Consider the following 21,518-nt stretch of genomic DNA (forward strand, 5'->3'; position numbering starts at 1 on the left):
ATCCTGCGCTTTAGGCTGTGCCGCGTTGCTTTACGGCGCATTTGACGGTAGCAAATGCGCCCCTCGCGCCTGTCCTGAACAAAAATAGCTGTCAGCGACACTCACAGGCAATTGCAGGACACAGCCTGGATTATTTCAGATCGGCCTGAACCTGATGCAACGGTTTTGCCCACGGGTTTTTCGCCTGCACATCGGCAGGTAAGGTGGACACCGCACGTTTAGCATCTTCTTTCGAAGCATACATCCCCGTTACCAGCACATACCACGGTTGTCCATTACGCGTCGTCTCGTATACCACATAATTTTTCAGGTTCTCTTTCTTCGCCCAACCGTTCAGGTTGTCGTAATTTGAAGAACTACTGAGCTGCAATGTGTAGTGGCTGGATGGCGCGCTCTTTAATGCGCCAACGTTGCCGGCGCTTTTCCCGCCGCCTGCGACAGGCGTCGTCGAGGCTTGCGCTGGCTTCGCTGTTTGTACCGGCGCAGCGCTTGCCGTCGCTGTCGGCGCAGCCGTCGTGGTGGTCGCTTTCGGCGTCGCGGCTGGCGCTGCCGGTTCCGTGCGTTTCACTGGCGCGACCGGTTTCTTCGGTTCCGCAGTGGTGGTTTTCGCCGTGGTCTGCGGTTTCTTAGGTTCAATGACGGCCTGTTTACGTTCCGGACGCGTGGTATGACGCTCGGTAGGTTCGCTAACCGCCGCCTGACGCGTCGTGCTGCCATTGCGAACTGGCGCGACGGTTGCAGGCTCTGTCGGCAACGTAGAGTTCACCGCAACATTGTTCATCTGCTCTGGATTCTGCGTCAGCGCATTATTCAGATCGCCCTGCACTTCCACGCGCTGCTGACCGTCAGCAACCACAGGCGACTGTCCCTGCGTCGGCGTTGAAGAAATCGGCGGCAACGAAATATCCTGCGACGTATTGCCCGCGGTTTGTTCTGCGGAGGTGGCGCCCGGCGCAGGCTGGGTCGCATTCGCCTGATCGGCGGCGTTACCGGAAAGATCGATACTCTTTTCGCCAGAGGCCGACGGCTCGCTGGAAGACGTAGAGGGGGCTTTCAGCGCGGAGCCGATACCGATAATCAACAGCAGCAGCACCAGTACGCCAACGCCCATCATCATGTACTGACGAGAGGCTGGCTTATGGGCCGCTTTTTTACGCTTACGTGGGCGGCGTTCAACACGCTCTTCGTCCACCGTATCGTCTTCATCGGATTCGTACTCTTCTTCAACTTCAGGTTCTTCACTACGCGCTTTACGCGTACGCGTCGGACGGCGATCGTCGGCGTCCAGATCAACGTCATCAAAGTTGATCTGCGGCTCATTATCGCGTTCTGAAGATTGACGAGAACGACCAGTACGACGATCGCTGGGATCGGGTTTCAGCTCGTCTTCTGGTTTGAATTCATCCATTTAACACCCCACTCAAAGGTTAATGCTTACGACATTGCACATAACCTGAAGCTAAAAGACTGACATCTACGCAATATCAGTCTGACCTTTCTTGTTGTTACGCCTGCTGACAGTCAGCAATCGCGCTAAGAACGACTTCGTGCGACACTCCGCCGCGCACTTCACTTTTCCCTATGGCCAGCGGAAGCACTAAACGCAGCTCCCCCGCTAACACTTTTTTATCTCGCAGCATGTGCGGCAAATAGTCCTGCGCGGACATCTCGCAAGGGCCATTGACTGGCAACCCGGCCCGTTCGAGTAGAGCGATGATGCGCTGCGTATCAGCAGAACTGAACTGCCCCAAACGCTCGGATGCGCGCGCAGCCATCACTATACCTGCGGCAACGGCTTCACCATGTAACCAATTGCCATATCCCATTTCCGCTTCAATGGCGTGGCCAAAGGTATGTCCAAGATTCAGTAAAGCACGTAAGCCCGCTTCACGCTCGTCGGCGGCAACAACTTCGGCTTTCAGCTCGCAACAACGACGAATACAGTACGCCATCGCCGGGCCGTCCAGACGCAATAGCGCATCCAGATTACCCTCAAGCCAGGTGAAGAAGTCCGCGTCAAGTATAATGCCGTATTTGATCACCTCTGCCAGTCCCGATGCCAGTTCGCGTGCGGGAAGCGTTTTCAGGCAATCAAGATCGACAACCACAGAAGCGGGTTGGTAAAACGCGCCAATCATGTTTTTGCCAAGGGGATGGTTGACGGCGGTCTTCCCGCCCACGGAAGAATCAACCTGCGACAGTAAGGTAGTTGGCACCTGGATGAAACGAACGCCTCGCTGGTAGCTGGCCGCCGCAAAACCGGTGAGATCGCCAATCACGCCGCCGCCAAGCGCGACCAGCGTGGTATCACGACCATGCGGTTTTTTCAGTAACGCCGTAAACACCGTATCCAGCACCGTCAGGCTCTTATACTGCTCGCCGTCAGGAAGAATCACGCTGTCTACGTTAACGCCCGCCCGTTCGAGTACGCCGCGAACCTTGTCCAGATAAAGCGGCGCCAGGGTTTCGTTGGTCACTAACATGACCTGATCGCCTGATTTCAGCGGCAAGAATGAAGCTGGTTCGTTAAACAAACCAGCCGCGATGGTGATCGGGTAACTACGTTCCCCGAGAGTGACTGTAATCCTCTCCATGACGCGACATCCACCTTAGTTACTTGTGCCCGCTTACCCAGCGTATTCTGCTTGAATTAGTTGCTTTCCAGCATATGAATAATCTGGTTTGCCACAACCTTAGCGCTTTGATCGTCGGTGCGAATGGTGACGTCGGCAATCTCTTCGTACAGCGGATTGCGTTCGTTAGCCAGCGCTTCCAGAACTTCGCGAGGCGGTGCTTCAACCTGCAACAGCGGGCGTTTTTTATCACGCTGCGTGCGCGCCAGTTGTTTTTCGATGGTCGTTTCAAGGTAGACCACGACGCCACGCGCGGAGAGACGGTTACGCGTTTCACGCGATTTTACAGAGCCACCGCCGGTTGCCAGCACAATACCCTGTTTTTCCGTCAATTCGTTGATAACTTTTTCTTCACGATTACGGAAGCCGTCTTCACCTTCAACATCGAAGACCCAGCCCACATCAGCTCCGGTTCGTTTCTCAATCTCTTGATCAGAATCGTAAAATTCCATATTGAGTTGTTGAGCTAACTGGCGCCCAATAGTGCTTTTTCCGGCACCCATAGGCCCAACCAGAAAGATATTGCGTTTCTCTGCCATTTTTTCGGTACTACTAAGACTATTCGTTAATGGTAAACCCGCTTCACAGACACCCAGCGCAGCAGGACATGAACTGAAACCTCATAAGATATTGCGAGAGTCAGACTGAAAATTATCTCAATACTCAAGCGGGTTTGGCAACTGAATAAATCACCAAGCCTGATTGTTGCAAAACCCGAGTTAGCGTTGCCGGATGGCGGCCAGAACAACATATCCGGCCTACAAATTGTTCTACTTTCAAACAATTGTGCGCAATCCGCAGAACCAATACATCTGCATCAGCGGACATTCAGCCGTTTATCATCGGTCTTATGCACACCTTAGGCAAGGCAAAGCGCATTAATCAATGCGTAAGCAACGAAAAGCACGACTCTCAAATCGGTACTCCTTGTATGCTAAATACATCCGCACGTCAAATCCCGCAGATGCGTTCAGTGCAAAAACAGCGCTTTTTTATGCATAAATTATTCTGTCGCCACCAGTCTGGGGGTGATAAACACCACTAATTCGCGTCGCTCGTCCTCTTTGCCGTCATGGCGGAAGAGCTGACCAAGCCAGGGAATATCCCCCAACAGTGGCACGCTATCGCTACCCGATTTATTTTTTCGCGAAAAAATACCGCCCAGCGCCAGCGTCTCGCCGCTTTTTACCTCTACCTGCGTTTCAATTTCCTGTTTATCTATCGCCAGCACTTCGCCGTCAGCCTGTTGTAGTACCTGACCGGGGACATTCTGGCTGATATGTAACTTCAGGCGGATGCGCCCTTTTTGCAAAACGGTGGGCGTCACCTCCATTCCCAGCACCGCTTCTTTAAATTCCACGGAGGTCGCGCCGCTTTCGCCGCTGGAAACCTGATAAGGAATTTCGCTGCCTTGCTTAATACTGGCTGGCTGCAGATGGGAAGCCAGCAGCCGGGGGCTGGCGATAATATCCAACTGCTGCTTTTGCTCCAGCGCTGACAGCTCCAGATCCAGCAAGCGTCCGTTAATGCGCCCGATGTTAAACCCGACGCGTGAGGTGGCGGCGGCGACGGATAAATCACTGGAAAGCGTCGTCACGTCACCCACCGCGCCCGCTTGCGTCGCGTCAGCCAGCGTCCACTTTACGCCCAGTTCCCGTAGACTCTTTTCGTTAATGGTGACGATATGCGCCGCCAGTTCCACCTGCGCCACCGGCAGATCCATTTGCGATACCCATTTTTCCAGCTCCGCCAGGGCCGCGCGGTTATCGCGCAACAGCAGGCGGTTGGTGCGCTTATCTACCATGATGGTTCCCTTCGCGCTCAGGAGTTTCTCGCCCGCTTTCGCCAGTTCGGCGGCATCGGCGTATTGCAGGCTAATGCTGCGGTTTTCCAGCGGTAAATTAGCCTGAAGCCTTAACCGCTCGGCATCCTGCCGCGCACTGTGTTCTTTCTGCCAGGCCTGTGAATGAACATGGAGAATATTCCCCTCCTGACGCAGCACCAGCCCCGCGCTATTGACCACCGTCTGTAGCGCCTGTTTCCACGGCACATCCGTCAGATGTAGCGATAATGTCCCGCTGACGTCCGGCGACACCACCAGATTCTGCCGCTCCTGCTCGGCTAAAGCCTGCAAAACCTGCACCACAGGGACGTCGTCAACCACCAGCGTCACTTTCGCCGCTTTTCCCGCCTGCGCGGCGGGCATCAAGGCTATCAGTATTATGGCTATCCATCGCTTCATTGTCCGCTCCCTGACGTAGCCACCGCCACTGCGGCGGCGCACAATTTTTACCGGTCGTTAACGTTAAGGCTTCCGCCGTCAGGCGGACAATCGTCCAACCGTTTTCCAGCGTCTGCCCTTCTTCCACTCGTCGCCATTTTTGCTGGCTGTCTTTAAGAATGCCTGTCCATCGCTCGCCTTTACGCACCGCGCCCTGATACCGCCACTGCGAGAGTTCCGCTATCCGGCAGCGATCTTCCGGCGGGCGGAAGGGATCGCGCATTCCCGTCAACGTCAGCAAACAAAAACAGAGCAATACACCGCGGCTAGCCTTCATTCGCCAGGCGCTCCAGTTGCAGCGTCATCAATAATTCCGCCCCCTCTTTACGCAATGAAAACCGACTTACGCTCATCTCGCTTTCGGCCAACCGGACAAACAGCGACGGCACCGCATCCCAGGACGTTTTCAGCGCTATTTCTCCCCCCTGCGCCGATGGCTGCCAGTGCAGCAAACGCAGGGGAGGCGCCTGGAAATCTAACGGCGAAAAAGGACGCGGATTTTCAACGGTGCCCCCGAAAAGCGGTTCAGCCGCGACGCTCAGACGGCGCAGATGACGCCACTGTTGCCGGGCGGCCTCGCGCTGCTGGCTTAACCGCGTTTGTTGCGTATCCAGCGTCTTCCAGCCGGGATAGCCCACAGATAACGCAACCGTCAGCGTCAGGCACAGCACGCCTGCACACCAACAAAAAACCCGACCACGGCGCGACATCCCGTACCAGATATCAAAGAGCGCGTTCACGGGCGGCGCTCCTCGTTAACTGATAATGGAACTGCCAGCGCCCTTGCGCATCCTGCCGCGTGGCGCCCGTGCGGTTTAGCGGAAAACTGACATAGTGACGAAGCGATGTCTCAAGCGTGAGCAAGGCGTCAAACGTTCTCGCCAGCCCTTCCAGCTCTAGCGTCTCTTGCTGATAATTGAGGCTTGTCAGCCATGCCTGCTCTGGCAACAGGTTGGCAAGGTCAATCAAGATAGATTGCCAGGCTTGCGTCAGTTCACGCTGCGCCTGACGTTGTAATCGCGCCTGTTGCTGCCGCTGACGCTGCTGCAACTGCGGTATGTTCGCCGCAAGCGCCGTCGTGCGTCCGTTTTCCGCCGTCAGTAGCAGTTCATTAATCCTCCCCTCCTGCCAAAAAACCAACCGGGCGATCGTCGCGAGGCTTGCTATCAGCAGCAGGGACGCGCCCCATACCACGCACCACAGCCGCAGACGCGCTACGTAATGTTGGCGCCGCCAGGGGAGCAAATTGACAGAATGCGCCATCAGCGTATCTCCCCCATGGCTAAACCCAGCGCAATCGCAAAGCGATAACCGTCCGGCGGAACCGGCGGTTGGCGGACGGTAACGACGCGCCAGGGGTCGAATTCGCCTTCGGCGCATAACGAAATATGTTCCGGCACGACGGATAACGTCGCGGCAAGATCATGCAGCGTCGTCGCCTCGCGCGCCGATTTACGCCCCCACGCATAGCGCGTCGCCCACAGCCACTGGCTCTCATCGCGCCAGACCAGACATTGCCGCCCCGAAGGTATAAACGGCAGCAAGCGCTGTAACGCGCAGGCATCGGGTGTTACAGCAGCGATGCGCACATTGAGCGTTTGCGCCAGCGTTAACAGCGCTGAAATTTCTTTGCTTTGCACGGCGGTAACGTTGAACGCGGGACTTAGCGCATCATCCTGAAAGTCGAAACGCAATAAGTCCGGATCCATATCCAGCTCACGCGCCATCGTTTGTGAAAGCCATGCGACTTGCTCACGTTCCCGCAGACGCATCGGCGGATGTGGAAAAGCGCGTTGCAATGTCCGATTTGCGGGAAAAGAGAGATAAATACGGTGACGTAGCGGCAGCTCACGGCTCCAGGGTCGCAGTACGTGAGCCAGCGATTGCGGGTCAGGAATCGTACCCTCTGCCGTGGAGGCGTTCATCAGCGGCAGTCGCCACCAACGTTGCAGGGACCAGCCCGATGCGCCGCGAATAACGGCGATGGCCAGCGCTTCATGCTGCTGAATATGCAATCCTATTTGCCAGGTTTTAAAAGCCATAACGGTCGATCTCCTTATCACCCGTCGCGTTAACGGGTATATCAATGCGTCTGGCTTGCCTTTATACTACCGCGCGTTTGTTTATAAACTGCCCAAATGACACTAAATGGGAAATCTCCAGTGAAGTTCGTAAAGTATTTATTGATCCTTGCAGTATGTTGCATCCTGCTGGGAGCAGGCTCGATTTATGGCCTTTATCGCTATATTGAGCCGCAGCTACCTGACGTCGCGACATTGAAAGATGTGCGTTTGCAAATTCCGATGCAGGTTTACAGCGCGGATGGCGAACTTATCGCGCAATATGGCGAAAAACGCCGTATTCCCGTTACGCTCGATCAAATTCCGCCGGAAATGATCAACGCCTTTATCGCCACCGAAGATAGCCGCTTTTATGAGCATCACGGCATTGACCCGGTAGGTATTTTCCGTGCGGCCAGCGTCGCGCTCTTCTCCGGTCACGCATCGCAGGGAGCAAGTACCATTACCCAGCAACTGGCGCGAAACTTCTTCCTTAGCCCCGAACGCACGCTGATGCGCAAGATCAAGGAAGCGTTTCTGGCGATTCGTATTGAGCAGTTGCTGAATAAAAATGAGATCCTCGAACTCTATCTGAACAAGATCTATCTCGGCTACCGCGCCTATGGCGTTGGCGCGGCGGCACAGGTCTACTTTGGTAAGACGGTCGACCAGCTTAGTCTAAGCGAAATGGCGGTTATCGCCGGACTACCTAAAGCGCCTTCTACCTTTAACCCGCTCTACTCGATGGATCGGGCGATAGCGCGCCGTAACGTAGTGCTTTCGCGAATGTTAAGCGAGGGATATATCACTCAGGCGCAGTACGATCAGGCACGTAGCGAACCTATCGACGCAAATTATCACGCGCCGGAAATCGCCTTCTCCGCGCCTTATCTGTCGGAAATGGTGCGCCAGGAAATGTATAACCGTTATGGCGAAAGCGCTTACGAAGATGGTTATCGTATTTACACGACCATCACCCGCAAAGTGCAGCAGGCCGCGCAACAGGCGGTGCGTAATAACGTGCTGGACTATGACATGCGCCACGGTTATCGCGGCCCGGCGAATGTGCTATGGAAAGTGGGCGAAACGGCGTGGGACAGTAAAAAAATTACCGATACGTTGAAAGCGTTGCCAACCTACGGACCGCTGCTTCCCGCCGTGGTCACCAGCGCTAATCCGCAAGAGGCGACCGCTGCGCTTGCCGACGGTACGTCCGTTTCGCTACATATGGAAGGAATGCGTTGGGCGCGGCCTTACCGCTCGGATACACAGCAGGGGCCGACGCCGCGTAAAGTTACCGATGTCGTCCAGACAGGTCAGCAAATCTGGGTTCGTCAGGTGGATAACGACTGGTGGCTGGCGCAGGTACCGGAAGTGAACTCCGCGCTGGTTTCGCTTAACCCGCAAACAGGCGCGGTACTGGCGCTGGTCGGCGGTTTCGATTTTAATCAGAGTAAATTTAACCGCGCGACGCAAGCTTTGCGTCAGGTGGGGTCGAACATCAAACCGTTCCTCTACACCGCCGCAATGGATAAAGGGCTGACGCTCGCCAGTATGCTCAACGATGTGCCGATTTCCCGCTGGGACGCCGGGGCAGGTTCAGACTGGCGTCCGAAAAACTCCCCGCCGCAGTACGCCGGACCGATTCGTTTACGCCAGGGGCTGGGGCAGTCGAAAAACGTGGTGATGGTACGCGCCATGCGCGCCATGGGCGTCGACTATGCGGCGGAGTATCTACAACGCTTCGGCTTCCCGGCGCAGAATATCGTGCATACCGAATCACTGGCGCTGGGCTCCGCCTCCTTCACGCCGATGCAGGTTGCGCGCGGTTATGCGGTGATGGCGAACGGCGGTTTCCTGATCGACCCGTATTTCATCAGCAAGATTGAGAACGATCAGGGCGGCGTGATCTTCGAAGCGAAACCGAAAATCGCCTGCCCGGAGTGCGATATCCCGGTCATTTACGGCAATACGCAGAAATCCGACGTGCTGGAAAACACCAATGTGGAAGAGGTCGCGGTTTCGCAAGAGCAGCAAAACAGCGCCGTACCGATGCCTGAGCTGGAACAGGCAAACCAGGCGCTGGTCGCGCAAAACGGCACGCAGGAATACGCGCCGCATGTGATCAATACGCCGCTGGCGTTTCTGATCAAAAGCGCGCTGAACACCAATATCTTCGGCGAACCCGGCTGGATGGGTACCGGCTGGCGTGCGGCGCGCGACCTTAAACGTCGCGATATCGGCGGCAAAACCGGTACGACCAACAGCTCGAAAGACGCATGGTTCTCCGGCTATGGTCCTGGCGTCGTCACTTCCGTATGGATCGGCTTTGACGATCACCGCCGTGATTTAGGCCGCACCACCGCTTCCGGCGCGATCAAAGATCAAATCTCCGGCTATGAGGGCGGCGCGAAGAGCGCGCAACCTGCATGGGACGCCTATATGAAAGCCGTGCTGGAAGGCGTGCCGGAACAGCCGCTAACGCCGCCGCCGGGCATCGTCACGGTGAATATCGACCGCAGTACCGGACAACTGGCGAGCGGCGGTAACAGCCGTGAAGAGTATTTCATCGAAGGCACGCAGCCGACACAACAGGCGGTACACGAGGTGGGAACCACCATTATTGATAATGGTGAAACACACGAACTGTTCTGATCAAAAAAGGCGCTCCGGCGCCTTTCTTATTGTGTTTAGCGGATGACGGCGAACGGGGAGACAAACTTTCCGTTGGCTTGATCAACGCAACGCCATCAGGCAATTCGGCCCTGCGCTTTCAACCACTCGCGTACCAGAAACAGCGCGCTGACGTTGCGGGCCTCGTTAAAATCGGGGTCTTCCAGCAGATCCATTAAATGCGCCAGCGGCCAGCGTACCTGCGGCAATGGCTCAGGCTCGTCGCCTTCCAGCGACTCCGGATAGAGATCTTCCGCCACCACGATATTCATTTTGCTGGAAAAATAAGAGGGCGCCATGCTGAGTTTTTTTAAGAAGGTCAGGTTATGCGCGCCAAACCCGACCTCTTCTTTGAGCTCCCGGTTCGCCGCTTCAAAAACGGTCTCGCCCGGGTCGATCAATCCTTTCGAGAAGCCCAGCTCATAGGATTCGGTTCCCACCGCATACTCACGAATAAGAATCAGATGCTCATCAACGATCGGCACAATCATTACCGCCTCACGGGTTGATGGTCGCATACGTTCATACACGCGACGCACGCCGTTGCTGAACTCCAGATCCACGCTTTCTACGTTAAACAGTCGGGATTGTGCGACGGTTTCCACTTTCAGAATGGTGGGTTTTTGTAATGATTTGCTCATTGTGAGAATCTTTGCAGTGTAATCTGTGGTCATTGTGCGACATACCGCACGGTTTCGGCAATGCGAATTGCCGTTTATTTACATTTATGTAACGTAATAAAAATTAATTCTTATTTCAAATTAAAAGTCAATAGGTTGAAATAACTCCAGGAATTTGCTGATATTCCGTTTTTGGTGGTATTGCTATGATTTGCCTTCACTGGGATGCGCTTTACAATGCTCAAGTTCAACTCCACGCTTGCCGATAGCCAACCACAGAAAAATGTTTATTGGACAGGGTGCGACTGACCACGCCTGACAGACTTAGTAAGATGGGGAAAGCATGAGCACCATTCTGATTTTTATAGCTGCTTTGCTGGCCTGCTCTCTACTGGCAATATGGCGGTTCCGGGTAAAGTCCAGACGAGGAAGCTTACCGTGGATCAGCGCCTTTCAGGACGCGCAAACGCGTAAACTGTTGCCCGAAGAGCGCAGCGCGGTAGAAAACTATCTCGATAACCTTAGCCAGATCCAGCAAGTTCCGGGGCCGACAGGCGCCAGTGCTGCGCCCATCTCGCTGACGCTGAACGCGGAAAGCAACAGTGTCGTGATACTGACCCACTCCATCACCCGCTACGGCATTACCACTGACGATCCTAATAAATGGCGCTACTACCTCGACTCCGTCGAAGTCCATCTGCCGCCTTTCTGGGAACAGTACATCAATGATGAAAACAACGTTGAGCTGATCCTCACGGATACGCTGCCGCTGGTGATCTCTTTAAACGGCCATACGCTGCAAGAGTATATGCAGGAGTCGCGCGGCTACGCGCTACAGAATACTGCCTCTACGCAGGCGTCGATTCGCGGCGAAGAGAGCGAGCAGATTGAGCTGTTGAATATCCGTCAGGAGACCCACGAAGAATATGCGCTCAGCCGCCCGGCTGGCTTGCGCGAAGCGTTGTTAATCGTCGCCTCCTTTTTGTTATTCTTTTTCTGCCTGATAACGCCAGACGTTTTTGTACCGTGGATGATAGGCGGCGCGATCCTGCTGCTGGCAGCCGGACTTTGGGGGCTTTTTGCGCCGCCGTCGAAAAGCGCGCTGCGGGAAATTCACTGTCTGCGGGGAACGCCCCGCCGCTGGGGACTGTTTGGGGAGAATAATCAGGAGCAGATTAACAATATATCCCTGGGCATCATCGACCTTATTTACCCTGCCCACTGGCAACCCTACATTACGCAGGATCTTGGGCAACAAACGGATATTGATATTTACCTTGATCGCCATGTCGCCCGCCAGGGCCGGTTTTTATCCCTGCATGATGAAGTGAAAAACTTCCCGTTGCAGCACTGGTTACGCAGCACTGTTATTGCTATCGGTTCGCTGCTGGTGTTGTTTATGCTGCTGTTCTGGATCCCGCTGGATATGCCAATCAAGTTCACGCTATCGTGGATGAAAGGCGCGCAAACCATTGAAGCGACAACGGTAAAACAGCTTGAAAAAGCTGGCGTGCGGGTGGGCGATACGCTGCACCTGAGCGGTAAAGGAATGTGTAATATTCATTCCGGCGCGACCTGGAGCGGGCAGTCTAACTCACCGTTTATGCCGTTCGATTGCTCGCAAATCATCTGGAATGACGCGCCTGCGCTACCGCTGCCGGAATCAGACCTGGTGAATAAAGCGATGGCGCTAAGCCAGGCGGTAAATCGTCAGCTCCATCCAAAACCCGAAGACGACTCGCGCGTCAGCGCATCTTTACGCTCCGCGATCCAAAAATCGGGCATGGTATTATTAGATGACTTTGGCGATATTGTTCTGAAAACCGCTGATTTGTGCGCGGCGGAAGACGAGTGCGTGCGTCTGAAAAATGCGCTGGTTAATCTCGGTAACAGTAAGGACTGGAACGCGCTGGTGAAACGCGCGAACGCCGGCAAACTGGACGGCGTCAACGTGCTGCTACGCCCCGTAAGCGCAGAGTCGCTGGAAAATCTGGTCACGACCTCAACGGCGCCGTTTATTTCTCGCGAGACCGCGCGTGCCGCCCAGTCGCTGAATAGCCCCGCTCCCGGCGGATTCCTGATCGCCAGCGATGAAGGCAGCGAACTGGTTGATCAGGCCTGGCCGTCAACGCCGCTGTATGACTATCCCGCGCAGGAACAGTGGAGCGCCTTCCAGCGTCTGGCGCAAACGCTCATGCAGACGCCATTTAGCGCCGAGGGCATTGTCACCAGCGTGTATACCGATGCCAACGGCACGCAGCATATCAGCCTGCATCGTATCCCCGATAAATCCGGCTGGTGGCGTTACCTCGGCACCACGCTGCTGATGCTGGCAATGATAGTGAGCGCGGTCTACAACGGTATTCAGGCGTTCAGACGTTATCAACGCCACCGTACCCGTATGGCGGACATCCAGGAATACTATGAAAGCTGCCTCAATCCCAGGTTAACCGTCTCTCCGGAAAATCTCATCTGATAGCGCCGCCGTGCGACAGGGTATGCTACCCTGTCGCGCAAATTGCGTTACCCTGGAGTTCCCCATGCATATTGATATTGACTGGCAAAACGTGGATACCGTTTTGCTGGATATGGACGGCACGCTGCTCGATCTCGCGTTCGATAACTATTTCTGGCAAAAGCTGGTACCGGAAACCTACGGCGCGCAGCAGGGTATTTCGCCGCAGGACGCGCAGGAATATATTCGTCAGCAGTATCATGCCGTACAGCATACGCTAAACTGGTACTGTCTGGATTACTGGAGCGAGCGTCTGGGTCTGGATATTTGCGCCATGACGACGGCGCAAGGACCGCGCGCCGTTTTGCGCGACGATACCGTACCGTTTCTGAATGCGTTAAAAGCCAGCGGAAAACGTCGGATTCTGCTCACCAATGCGCATCCACATAACCTGGCGGTGAAGCTGGAGCATACCGGTCTGGCCTCACACCTTGATTTATTACTTTCCACCCACACATTTGGTTATCCCAAAGAGGATCAGCGGTTATGGCGCGCTGTCACTGAGGAAACGGGAATAAGCGCAGAGAAAACGCTGTTTATCGATGACAGCGAACCGATACTCGACGCCGCCGCCCGGTTTGGTATTCGCTACTGTCTTGGCGTGACGAATCCCGATTCCGGTCTGGCGGAAAAGCACTATACGCGCCATCCGTCCCTGAACGACTACCGCCGTCTGATCCCCTCGCTGATGTGAAGGAGACGCCATGAAAGAAAAGTCCTCCGTTGAGGTCAGACTGGATAAATGGCTGTGGGCCGCGCGTTTTTATAAAACCCGCGCGCTGGCCCGCGAGATGATTGAAGGCGGTAAGGTGCATTACAACGGCCAGCGCAGTAAGCCGAGCAAAATCGTCGAGCTGAACGCAACCCTTACCCTGCGTCAGGGAAATGACGAACGGACGGTGATCGTTAAAGCCATCACCGAACAGCGCCGTCCGGCCAGCGAAGCCGCCGCTCTGTATGAAGAGACGGCGGAAAGCGTGGAAAAACGCGAAAAAATGGCGCAGGCGCGCAAGCTTAACGCCCTGACCATGCCGCATCCGGACAGGCGACCGGACAAGAAAGAGCGCCGCGACCTGTTACGATTTAAACACGGCGACAGCGAATAACTGTCACCCGCAAGAGAGATGATTATGCCGCAACATGACCAATTACATCGTTATCTGTTTGAAAACTTTGCCGTTCGCGGCGAGCTGGTGACCGTTTCGGAAACCTTGCAACAGATCCTCGACAATCATAACTATCCGCAGCCGGTGAAAAACGTACTGGCCGAACTGCTGGTCGCCACTAGCCTGCTGACCGCAACGCTGAAGTTTGCCGGCGACATTACGGTACAGCTCCAGGGCGACGGGCCGTTAAGCCTGGCGGTGATCAATGGCAATAATCAGCAGCAGATGCGCGGCGTGGCTCGCGTTCAGGGCGACATCCCTGACAATGCGGATCTCAAAACGCTGGTTGGCAACGGCTATCTGGTGATCACCATTACGCCGGAAGAGGGTGAACGCTATCAGGGCGTGGTGGGTCTGGAAGGCGATACTCTGGCGGCGTGCCTGGAAGATTACTTCCTGCGCTCCGAGCAGTTGCCGACGCGCCTGTTTATTCGTACCGGCGATGTCGACGGTAAACCGGCGGCAGGTGGAATGTTGCTCCAGGTGATGCCGGCACAGAACGCGCAGGCGGAGGATTTCGACCATCTGGCTATGTTGACGGAAACCATTAAAAGCGAAGAGCTGCTGACGTTACCGGCAAATGACGTGCTGTGGCGTTTGTATCACGAAGAAGAAGTCACGCTCTACGATCCGCAAGATGTTGAATTCAAATGCACCTGTTCACGCGAACGTTGCGCGGGCGCGCTGAAAACATTGCCGGATGAAGAAGTGGACAGCATTCTGGCGGAAGAAGGTGAAATCGATATGCACTGCGATTACTGCGGCAATCATTACCTGTTCAATGCGATGGATATCGCGGAGATCCGTAACAACGCCTCTCCTGCCGATCCACAGGTTCATTAATCGCCTTTCAGTCGACAACATCATTGCCTGATGGCGCTGCGCTTATCTGGCCTACAGCATCCCGCTCCGTAGGCCGGATAAGGCATTTATGCCGCCATCCGGCAAAAAGCTTACTCGTTGTAGTAATCCACATCCAACCGCTGGCCATCAACAATGATATCGCGCCAGGCTTTGGGAGCTGAGTCTAACCGATGCCCGGCAATCGCGTGCAACAGTTGCGTCTTAGAAAACCCGTCCGGCAATCGGGCGAACGCTTTCTGCGTCCATTTCCCCTCTTTTAAGCCGTAGACCTGGCTCTCGGCAACAATAAAGTTATACAGCACCTGCTCAGGCTGACCGTCGCCGTTAAGATCCTGACTCACCAGCACGCAGGCATCCGGTTCAAGGCAGGAAGCGCCCGAATAACGCTGCTCTTTGACAAACGCCCAAAATGCGGCATCCGGCTTCTGACTACCGGGCGCAATCATCACCACCCGCGCTAAATCGTCCGCCGTCGGAGAGATCTTATTTCTCTGCAAAAACGTCATCAGTTCACGATTGCGCTTTCTGTTCTGCGTAAACGCCTCGTCATCCCGCAACGATTTCAGCGCTTCCTGGCCAGGTTTACCGCTGTGATCCAGCATATACAGGCTGATCTGATCCGCAGTAATTTTACCGCTATGGTAACGCGCCATATGGCTGTTGACGCTAATACGCCAGACATCAAGTACAGGCGAGGCCAGCAACAGCAATATCACCAGTGTCAACAAAGAGACGCTCAGTATCACCTTGCCTTGCCACTCACCAGGGTCGCGTCCGCGGCGTAACAGACCGATCAGATAACCGAAGGACCATACCAGCAAGACAGACGCCGTCAGCGCGCCATACAGACGATCCGGCGTCCAGCCGTATTGCTGAATGCGTACCCATAACGCCCAGCCCGCCAGCAGCATATATATCGGGGCAACGCACAGCGAGGCGCTAATCATGCCGCGTAGTACGCGCGGATAGGGTAATACGCGCTTTTGCGGTTCGTTGACAATCGCCACGAGGAGCAGCAGCATCAGCGTCAGCGTGGATAGCAGCCCCGCAGCGGAAACACGCGCAGAAATCGCCTCCAGTCCGGTAAAGGGTAACGTCACAATAAACAGCAATGCCAGCAGCGACACCACTGGCAGTAAACCTGTCGCGATCAGCGTCAGCAGCTTTTGCACCGCCGCCACAAGGCGCGACTGCGTGCGGGCGAGAATGACCGCCAGCGCCGTAATCAGGCCGATGGTCACATAAATAAAGGCTTCATTTTCAAAGAAAAGGGTGCTGAAAAAGCGGATGCCCACCAGCCTGAATAGCGCGCTCCAGAGCAGAAGCACCAGCCAGAACAGTCCGTTGGCGACCAGGACGATAAACAATGTCAGTACGTTATGCCATAACCGCAGATAAAACTGGGGATAACGCGCCGAACCGGTTTGCGAATGTAACTGATATTGCATCCAGGGTAATACCAGCATCGCCATCAACACAAGACGGAGACCATACAGCCAGAGGAGCTCGGCCAGGCGCCATTTCTCCACCGCCTCAACCTGCCATTTCAGCCAGCCGCTCATTGCCAGCACGACCACAAAGGTCAGCCCCAGCCAGCCCCACAGCGCGCGCTGTTTAAAAGAGACCACGGTAAGCAATAGCATTGACGACAACGCTATCGTCGCAGGCATACCATAGAACAGCCAGTCGCTATTTTGTGGTACCAGCCAGGCCATCAGCAGGTAGCACAAGACGCCCTGCAGCAAACCGGTGAGCAACATACCCCAGCGAGTAGTACGTGAAAGCGCTACACTTTCCATGTCGTTATCCAGAATGATGAGAAAGTCGCATTATTGCATCATCTGTTCACCGCCAGGCGTCGTCATGCATAATTCAGAAAAAAACGCAGAGAGGTGAATCGATATTGTTAATGTTGGTGTTACGTAACTTTCTTACATGAATGCGATTACAGTCACATTATGTCGGTCAAAAACACTTCCTTTTAACGTTTTCAGAACATTTTCCACAACAAAAGTAGGTTTCCTGCCATAATAACCGCCGCTGCGTGACAGGAGTCACAGTGTTTTTCGTCAATCGTGATTTTGTCCAGATACGTAAATCTATGAGCCTTGTCGCGGTTAACCAACCTCAAAAAACCTTACTATTTTCGGTAATATATATTGGCTAAGGAGCAGTGATATGCGCGTTAACAATTTAACCCCGCAAGATCTCAAGGCTTATGGTATCAACGACGTCCAGGATATCGTTTACAATCCCAGCTACGACACCCTTTATCAGGAAGAACTTAATCCTGGTCTGGAAGGCTATGAGCGTGGCGTGTTAACTAACCTGGGCGCTGTTGCCGTTGATACCGGTATTTTTACCGGTCGTTCGCCTAAGGATAAGTATATTGTTCGCGACGACACCACGCGTGATACGCTGTGGTGGTCCGATAAGGGTAAAGGTAAAAACGATAATAAGCCGCTTTCCCAGGAAACCTGGCAACACCTGAAAGGTCTGGTGACGCATCAGCTTTCCGGTAAACGCTTATTCATTGTTGACGCGTTCTGCGGCGCAAATGCCGATACGCGTCTTTCCGTGCGCTTTATTACGGAAGTCGCCTGGCAGGCCCACTTCGTTAAAAATATGTTCATTCGCCCAACGGACGAAGAGCTGGTAGGCTTCAAACCTGACTTTATTGTCATGAACGGCGCGAAGTGCACCAACCCGCAGTGGAAAGAGCAAGGGCTGAACTCGGAAAACTTCGTGGCGTTCAACCTGACTGAACGTATTCAGCTTATTGGCGGCACCTGGTACGGCGGCGAAATGAAAAAAGGGATGTTCTCGGTAATGAACTACCTGCTGCCGCTCAAAGGTATCGCCTCAATGCACTGTTCCGCCAACGTGGGTGAAAAAGGCGATGTCGCGGTCTTCTTCGGCCTTTCCGGTACCGGAAAAACCACTCTGTCCACCGACCCGAAACGTCGTCTGATTGGCGATGATGAGCACGGTTGGGATGACGACGGCGTGTTCAACTTTGAAGGCGGCTGCTACGCCAAAACCATCAAACTGTCGAAAGAAGCTGAGCCAGAAATTTATCATGCGATTCGCCGTGATGCGCTACTGGAAAACGTCACCGTGCGCGAAGACGGCACCGTAGATTTCGACGATGGTTCCAAAACCGAAAACACCCGCGTCTCTTACCCGATCTATCATATCGATAACATCGTTAAGCCCGTGTCCAAAGCAGGTCACGCCACCAAGGTTATCTTCCTGACGGCGGATGCTTTCGGCGTGTTGCCGCCGGTTTCCCGTTTAACCGCTAACCAGACGCAGTACCACTTCCTGTCGGGTTTCACCGCTAAACTGGCCGGCACCGAACGCGGCGTCACCGAACCGACCCCCACCTTCTCCGCCTGCTTCGGCGCCGCGTTCCTGACGCTGCACCCGACGCAGTATGCTGAGGTGCTGGTGAAACGTATGCAGGCAGCAGGCGCGCAGGCTTATCTGGTTAACACCGGCTGGAATGGCACCGGCAAACGTATCTCCATCAAAGATACGCGCGCGATTATCGACGCCATTCTGAACGGTTCTCTTGATAACGCGGAAACCTTCCGTCTGCCGCTGTTCGATCTGGCGATCCCGACTGAACTGCCAGGCGTGGATACCCACATTCTCGACCCGCGTAACACCTACGCGTCGCCGGAACAATGGCAGGAAAAAGCCACCGCGCTGGCGAAACTGTTCATTGAGAACTTCGAGAAGTATACGGATACCCCGGCAGGCGAAGCGCTGGTTAGCGCCGGACCGAAGCTGTAAGGAACAGGCCGGATGGCGGCTTTGAACAGCGTCATCCAGCGTTAAGAAGAAAGGGAGGATAATACCTCCCTTTCTTATGCCTCTTTTGTCGTCCCCTGGACGCGAGCCACAGGAACCGGTAGCCAGGCGCGAATTGACAAGCCGCCACGCTCGCTGGTGCCAATCTCCAGCATCCCGTTATGGTTATCGATAATGCGCTGTACAATCGCCAACCCCAGCCCTGTGCCGCTAGTGCTACGGGCGCTGTCGCCACGCACAAAAGGCTGGAACAGATGTTTACGCTGCTCCGGCTTAATGCCCGGCCCGTCATCTTCTACCTGGAACCAGGCGCGATGCGACTCGGTGCCGCTGCTGACCTTAATCCAGCCGTTGCCATAGCGGGCAGCATTGACCACCATATTCGCCACCGCGCGCTTAATCGAGAGCGGGTGCATTTTCACCTGGATACTGCCTGCCTGAAGCGCAGTGTTAATCTCACGCTCATAGCCGCTTTCCGCCGCAATCACCTCGCCCAGCACGGAATTGAGATCCGCCATCTCCATTGGCATTTCCTGACCGGTACGCAGATAGTCAATAAACTGTTCGATAATGGCGTTACACTCTTCGATGTCTTTATTGATCGACTCCGCGAGATAACCGTCTTCCTCGCCCATCATCTCCGTCGCCAGACGAATACGGGTCAGCGGCGTGCGCAAGTCGTGGCTGACGCCCGCCATCAATAGCGTACGGTCATCAGCCAATTGTTTCACGCCGGCTGCCATATGGTTAAACGCCCGAGTCACAGAGCGCACCTCAGAGGCGCCATATTCACGCAGCGGCGGCGGAATAATTCCCTTCCCTACCTGCAGGGCGGCATGTTCAAGATCCACTAACGGTCGATTCTGTATACGAATAAACAGCCACGCGCCGCCTATCGCCAGGAGCATGATCGCCAGCGTGTAACGGAAAAGCGGAGAAAAATCGCCCTGATGAATTTCAGTCAGCGGCACGCGCACCCAGATATTGGGCGACAGCCAGGTTTTGAGCCACACGACGGGCGAGCTTTTGTTGACCTCAACGCGCACTTCCGTCGGGCCGCCTAACTGCTGCGCCATCTGGTGGCTTAAGAATTCGTAGTGTTGCGCCCAACGCAACCCGGCCTCTTCGGCGGCTTCGTTGGTGTAGAGAGAGATCCCCAGCTCGCGATAGATTTCCCGGCGAAACGCAGGCGGCACGACTAACTGCGTGCCGTCCTCCAGTTGCAGCTTATCGGTCATCAGCATACGGACTTCGTAAGCCAGAACCTTATTAAACTGCTGGAGGCTCGGCAAAATCGCGAAGTTCAGCACCACCAGGTAGGTCGTCACCAGGCTGACGAACAGCAAGGTGACGATGAGCAACAGCGTGCGGGCAAATGAACTTCGCGGCGAGAAGCGCATTCGCCTCATGCTTTAGAACCGTCCGGTACAAAGACGTAGCCCAGGCCCCATACGGTCTGAATATAACGCGGATGTGCCGGATCTTCTTCCACCATACGGCGCAGGCGGGAGATCTGGACGTCGATGGAGCGTTCCATCGCGGAATACTCGCGGCCACGGGCCAGATTCATCAGCTTATCGCGAGAGAGCGGCTCGCGCGGATGGCTGACTAACGCTTTCAGTACCGCAAACTCCCCGCTGGTCAGCGGCATCGGTTCATCTTCACGGAACATCTCGCGCGTACCGAGGTTCAGTTTAAACTTACCGAACGCGATAACGGCCTCTTCCTGCGACGGCGCGCCGGGCAGTTCGTTTGCCTGACGACGTAACACGGCGCGAATACGCGCCAACAGCTCGCGCGGGTTAAACGGTTTAGGAATGTAGTCATCGGCGCCGATTTCCAGCCCGACGATACGGTCAACTTCTTCACCCTTCGCCGTGACCATAATGATCGGCATTGGATTACTCTGACTACGCAGGCGACGACAAATCGACAGACCATCTTCACCTGGCAGCATTAAATCCAGTACCATGAGGTGGAAAGATTCACGGGTCAGCAGACGATCCATCTGCTCGGCGTTAGCGACGCTTCGAACCTGGAAGCCCTGCTCGGTCAGATAACGTTCCAGTAGCGCCCGCAGACGCATATCGTCATCAACCACCAGAATCTTATAATTCTCTTGCATTGTCTGTACTCCCAAAGGTTCGCAACAAATGTAAGTGTGTATTCTTAAAAAAGCTCACGTGAGTCACCAGCAAATTCTGGTATGAATTTCAGGCTAAATTGTTACAAAGCATATTTAACAGCAGCTTAAATATACAATTAATCGGCAACCCCATTATTTATTCTGTCGGGACGATCACGTTATACCCCGTGTGCGCAATATCGACAGCAAAGGTAAATCAACGAGATGAAAACGCCCCTGATCACCCGCGAAGGGTACGAAACACTCAAACAAGAGCTCAATTATCTCTGGCGTGAAGAGCGCCCGGAGGTCACCAAAAAAGTGACCTGGGCTGCGAGTCTGGGCGACCGCAGCGAGAATGCCGACTATCAGTATAATAAAAAGCGCCTGCGTGAGATCGACAGACGCGTCAGATATCTGACCAAATGCATGGAAAATCTCAAAATCGTGGATTATTCCCCGCAGCAGGAGGGCAAAGTCTTCTTCGGTGCCTGGGTGGAAATCGAAAATGATGACGGCGATACGCTGAAGTTCCGCATTGTCGGCTACGATGAAATTTTCGGACGTAAGGATTACATCTCTATCGACTCGCCGATGGCGCGGGCGCTACTGAAAAAAGAAGTGGGCGATCTGGCGGTGGTCAACACCCCTGTCGGCGAAGCAAACTGGTACGTCAATGCGATCGAATACGTCAAATAAGACAAGAAGAATCCTAAGCCCCCGCTGATGGCTGGCATTTTTGCCAGCCAATCCGTATAACTATCC

The 21,518-nt window shown here is 54.7% G+C and carries 19 protein-coding genes; 7 read left to right on the plus strand and 12 right to left on the minus strand.

What is annotated here, in order from left to right; all coding sequences use genetic code 11:
• Nucleotides 1–130 precede the first annotated feature (130 nt).
• The 8 genes from damX to EOS97_RS07820 all read right to left on the minus strand — a co-directional run bounded on the left by damX (nucleotide 131) and on the right by EOS97_RS07820 (nucleotide 6,956).
• Complete coding sequence (gene damX, locus EOS97_RS07780) at nucleotides 131–1,408, minus strand: cell division protein DamX (protein WP_000343147.1); 1,278 nt, start codon at nucleotides 1,406–1,408, stop codon at nucleotides 131–133.
• A 97-nt stretch (nucleotides 1,409–1,505) separates the two neighbouring features.
• A complete protein-coding gene (aroB, locus tag EOS97_RS07785; protein WP_000439824.1) occupies nucleotides 1,506–2,594 on the minus strand; it encodes a 3-dehydroquinate synthase in 1,089 nt (362 codons plus the stop codon).
• 56 nt (nucleotides 2,595–2,650) lie between these two features.
• Nucleotides 2,651–3,172, minus strand: coding sequence for a shikimate kinase AroK (gene aroK / locus EOS97_RS07790; protein WP_000818621.1), 522 nt, complete (start codon nucleotides 3,170–3,172; stop codon nucleotides 2,651–2,653).
• 464 nt (nucleotides 3,173–3,636) lie between these two features.
• Nucleotides 3,637–4,875, minus strand: coding sequence for a DNA uptake porin HofQ (hofQ, locus tag EOS97_RS07800; protein WP_023165842.1), 1,239 nt, complete (start codon nucleotides 4,873–4,875; stop codon nucleotides 3,637–3,639).
• Nucleotides 4,790–5,191: a HofP DNA utilization family protein gene (locus tag EOS97_RS07805; protein WP_000648115.1), complete on the minus strand. Its 402-nt coding sequence runs from the start codon at nucleotides 5,189–5,191 to the stop codon at nucleotides 4,790–4,792. The genes hofQ and EOS97_RS07805 overlap by 86 nt, the downstream gene beginning before the upstream one ends.
• On the minus strand, nucleotides 5,181–5,654 hold the full coding sequence (locus EOS97_RS07810; RefSeq protein WP_000992484.1) for a hypothetical protein: 474 nt from the start codon (nucleotides 5,652–5,654) through the stop codon (nucleotides 5,181–5,183). The genes EOS97_RS07805 and EOS97_RS07810 overlap by 11 nt, the downstream gene beginning before the upstream one ends.
• Nucleotides 5,638–6,177 (minus strand): PilN domain-containing protein, encoded by a 540-nt coding sequence (locus EOS97_RS07815; protein WP_000951385.1) that lies wholly within the window; start codon nucleotides 6,175–6,177, stop codon nucleotides 5,638–5,640. The genes EOS97_RS07810 and EOS97_RS07815 overlap by 17 nt, the downstream gene beginning before the upstream one ends.
• Nucleotides 6,177–6,956, minus strand: a complete 780-nt coding sequence (locus EOS97_RS07820) for a hypothetical protein (protein WP_000874742.1) — start codon at nucleotides 6,954–6,956, stop codon at nucleotides 6,177–6,179. Before EOS97_RS07820 ends, EOS97_RS07815 begins: the two co-directional genes overlap by 1 nt.
• Before the next feature lie 120 nt (nucleotides 6,957–7,076).
• On the opposite strand from EOS97_RS07820, the gene mrcA reads away from it, so the two are divergent.
• Nucleotides 7,077–9,629, plus strand: coding sequence for a peptidoglycan glycosyltransferase/peptidoglycan DD-transpeptidase MrcA (gene mrcA / locus EOS97_RS07825; protein WP_000673808.1), 2,553 nt, complete (start codon nucleotides 7,077–7,079; stop codon nucleotides 9,627–9,629).
• Nucleotides 9,630–9,724: 95 nt separating this feature from the next.
• Here mrcA and nudE read toward each other — a convergent pair whose 3' ends face one another.
• Complete coding sequence (gene nudE, locus EOS97_RS07830; protein WP_000045725.1) at nucleotides 9,725–10,288, minus strand: ADP compounds hydrolase NudE; 564 nt, start codon at nucleotides 10,286–10,288, stop codon at nucleotides 9,725–9,727.
• 322 nt (nucleotides 10,289–10,610) lie between these two features.
• On the opposite strand from nudE, the gene igaA reads away from it, so the two are divergent.
• From igaA to hslO, 4 genes are all read left to right on the plus strand, one after another.
• The gene (gene igaA, locus EOS97_RS07835) at nucleotides 10,611–12,743 is read left to right on the plus strand and encodes an intracellular growth attenuator protein IgaA (RefSeq protein WP_000104092.1); all 2,133 of its coding nucleotides are present in this window, start codon (nucleotides 10,611–10,613) and stop codon (nucleotides 12,741–12,743) included.
• A gap of 64 nt (nucleotides 12,744–12,807) precedes the next feature.
• Nucleotides 12,808–13,476 (plus strand): GMP/IMP nucleotidase, encoded by a 669-nt coding sequence (gene yrfG, locus EOS97_RS07840; protein ID WP_001520508.1) that lies wholly within the window; start codon nucleotides 12,808–12,810, stop codon nucleotides 13,474–13,476.
• 10 nt (nucleotides 13,477–13,486) lie between these two features.
• On the plus strand, nucleotides 13,487–13,888 hold the full coding sequence (gene hslR / locus EOS97_RS07845; RefSeq protein WP_000660719.1) for a ribosome-associated heat shock protein Hsp15: 402 nt from the start codon (nucleotides 13,487–13,489) through the stop codon (nucleotides 13,886–13,888).
• 24 nt (nucleotides 13,889–13,912) lie between these two features.
• Entirely contained in the window at nucleotides 13,913–14,791 is an 879-nt protein-coding gene (gene hslO / locus EOS97_RS07850; protein ID WP_001804940.1) for an Hsp33 family molecular chaperone HslO, read from the plus strand.
• Between the two features lie 110 nt (nucleotides 14,792–14,901).
• Here the strand turns inward: hslO and EOS97_RS07855 are convergent, their stop codons facing one another.
• The gene (locus tag EOS97_RS07855) at nucleotides 14,902–16,611 is read right to left on the minus strand and encodes a DUF4153 domain-containing protein (RefSeq protein WP_000446450.1); all 1,710 of its coding nucleotides are present in this window, start codon (nucleotides 16,609–16,611) and stop codon (nucleotides 14,902–14,904) included.
• Nucleotides 16,612–16,990: 379 nt separating this feature from the next.
• Here EOS97_RS07855 and pckA point away from each other — a divergent pair, with 379 nt between their 5' ends.
• Nucleotides 16,991–18,610 carry a phosphoenolpyruvate carboxykinase (ATP) gene (gene pckA, locus EOS97_RS07860; RefSeq protein ID WP_001265689.1) on the plus strand — a complete coding sequence of 540 codons (1,620 nt, stop codon included), beginning with the start codon at nucleotides 16,991–16,993 and terminating at the stop codon, nucleotides 18,608–18,610.
• A gap of 74 nt (nucleotides 18,611–18,684) precedes the next feature.
• Here pckA and envZ read toward each other — a convergent pair whose 3' ends face one another.
• Nucleotides 18,685–20,037, minus strand: coding sequence for a two-component system sensor histidine kinase EnvZ (gene envZ, locus EOS97_RS07865; RefSeq protein ID WP_001253818.1), 1,353 nt, complete (start codon nucleotides 20,035–20,037; stop codon nucleotides 18,685–18,687).
• Nucleotides 20,034–20,753: a two-component system response regulator OmpR gene (ompR, locus tag EOS97_RS07870; RefSeq protein ID WP_001157751.1), complete on the minus strand. Its 720-nt coding sequence runs from the start codon at nucleotides 20,751–20,753 to the stop codon at nucleotides 20,034–20,036. The genes envZ and ompR overlap by 4 nt, the downstream gene beginning before the upstream one ends.
• Before the next feature lie 225 nt (nucleotides 20,754–20,978).
• On the opposite strand from ompR, the gene greB reads away from it, so the two are divergent.
• Entirely contained in the window at nucleotides 20,979–21,452 is a 474-nt protein-coding gene (gene greB / locus EOS97_RS07875) for a transcription elongation factor GreB (RefSeq protein WP_000856695.1), read from the plus strand.
• Nucleotides 21,453–21,518: the final 66 nt, after the last annotated feature.

Source organism: Salmonella sp. SSDFZ54, assembly GCF_004010735.1.
GTDB lineage: Bacteria > Pseudomonadota > Gammaproteobacteria > Enterobacterales > Enterobacteriaceae > Salmonella > Salmonella enterica.

What these genes read in the sequence shown, in the direction of transcription:
- EOS97_RS07820 (WP_000874742.1), bottom strand. Translation starts at nt 6,956, where the DNA reads ATGGCTTTTAAAACCTGGCAAATAGGATTGCATATTCAGCAGCATGAA.
- damX (WP_000343147.1), bottom strand. Translation starts at nt 1,408, where the DNA reads ATGGATGAATTCAAACCAGAAGACGAGCTGAAACCCGATCCCAGCGAT.
- yrfG (WP_001520508.1), top strand. Translation starts at nt 12,808, where the DNA reads ATGCATATTGATATTGACTGGCAAAACGTGGATACCGTTTTGCTGGAT.
- hofQ (WP_023165842.1), bottom strand. Translation starts at nt 4,875, where the DNA reads ATGAAGCGATGGATAGCCATAATACTGATAGCCTTGATGCCCGCCGCG.
- envZ (WP_001253818.1), bottom strand. Translation starts at nt 20,037, where the DNA reads ATGAGGCGAATGCGCTTCTCGCCGCGAAGTTCATTTGCCCGCACGCTG.
- ompR (WP_001157751.1), bottom strand. Translation starts at nt 20,753, where the DNA reads ATGCAAGAGAATTATAAGATTCTGGTGGTTGATGACGATATGCGTCTG.
- aroK (WP_000818621.1), bottom strand. Translation starts at nt 3,172, where the DNA reads ATGGCAGAGAAACGCAATATCTTTCTGGTTGGGCCTATGGGTGCCGGA.
- hslO (WP_001804940.1), top strand. Translation starts at nt 13,913, where the DNA reads ATGCCGCAACATGACCAATTACATCGTTATCTGTTTGAAAACTTTGCC.
- aroB (WP_000439824.1), bottom strand. Translation starts at nt 2,594, where the DNA reads ATGGAGAGGATTACAGTCACTCTCGGGGAACGTAGTTACCCGATCACC.
- nudE (WP_000045725.1), bottom strand. Translation starts at nt 10,288, where the DNA reads ATGAGCAAATCATTACAAAAACCCACCATTCTGAAAGTGGAAACCGTC.
- igaA (WP_000104092.1), top strand. Translation starts at nt 10,611, where the DNA reads ATGAGCACCATTCTGATTTTTATAGCTGCTTTGCTGGCCTGCTCTCTA.
- EOS97_RS07815 (WP_000951385.1), bottom strand. Translation starts at nt 6,177, where the DNA reads ATGGCGCATTCTGTCAATTTGCTCCCCTGGCGGCGCCAACATTACGTA.
- greB (WP_000856695.1), top strand. Translation starts at nt 20,979, where the DNA reads ATGAAAACGCCCCTGATCACCCGCGAAGGGTACGAAACACTCAAACAA.
- EOS97_RS07805 (WP_000648115.1), bottom strand. Translation starts at nt 5,191, where the DNA reads ATGAAGGCTAGCCGCGGTGTATTGCTCTGTTTTTGTTTGCTGACGTTG.
- EOS97_RS07855 (WP_000446450.1), bottom strand. Translation starts at nt 16,611, where the DNA reads ATGGAAAGTGTAGCGCTTTCACGTACTACTCGCTGGGGTATGTTGCTC.
- hslR (WP_000660719.1), top strand. Translation starts at nt 13,487, where the DNA reads ATGAAAGAAAAGTCCTCCGTTGAGGTCAGACTGGATAAATGGCTGTGG.
- pckA (WP_001265689.1), top strand. Translation starts at nt 16,991, where the DNA reads ATGCGCGTTAACAATTTAACCCCGCAAGATCTCAAGGCTTATGGTATC.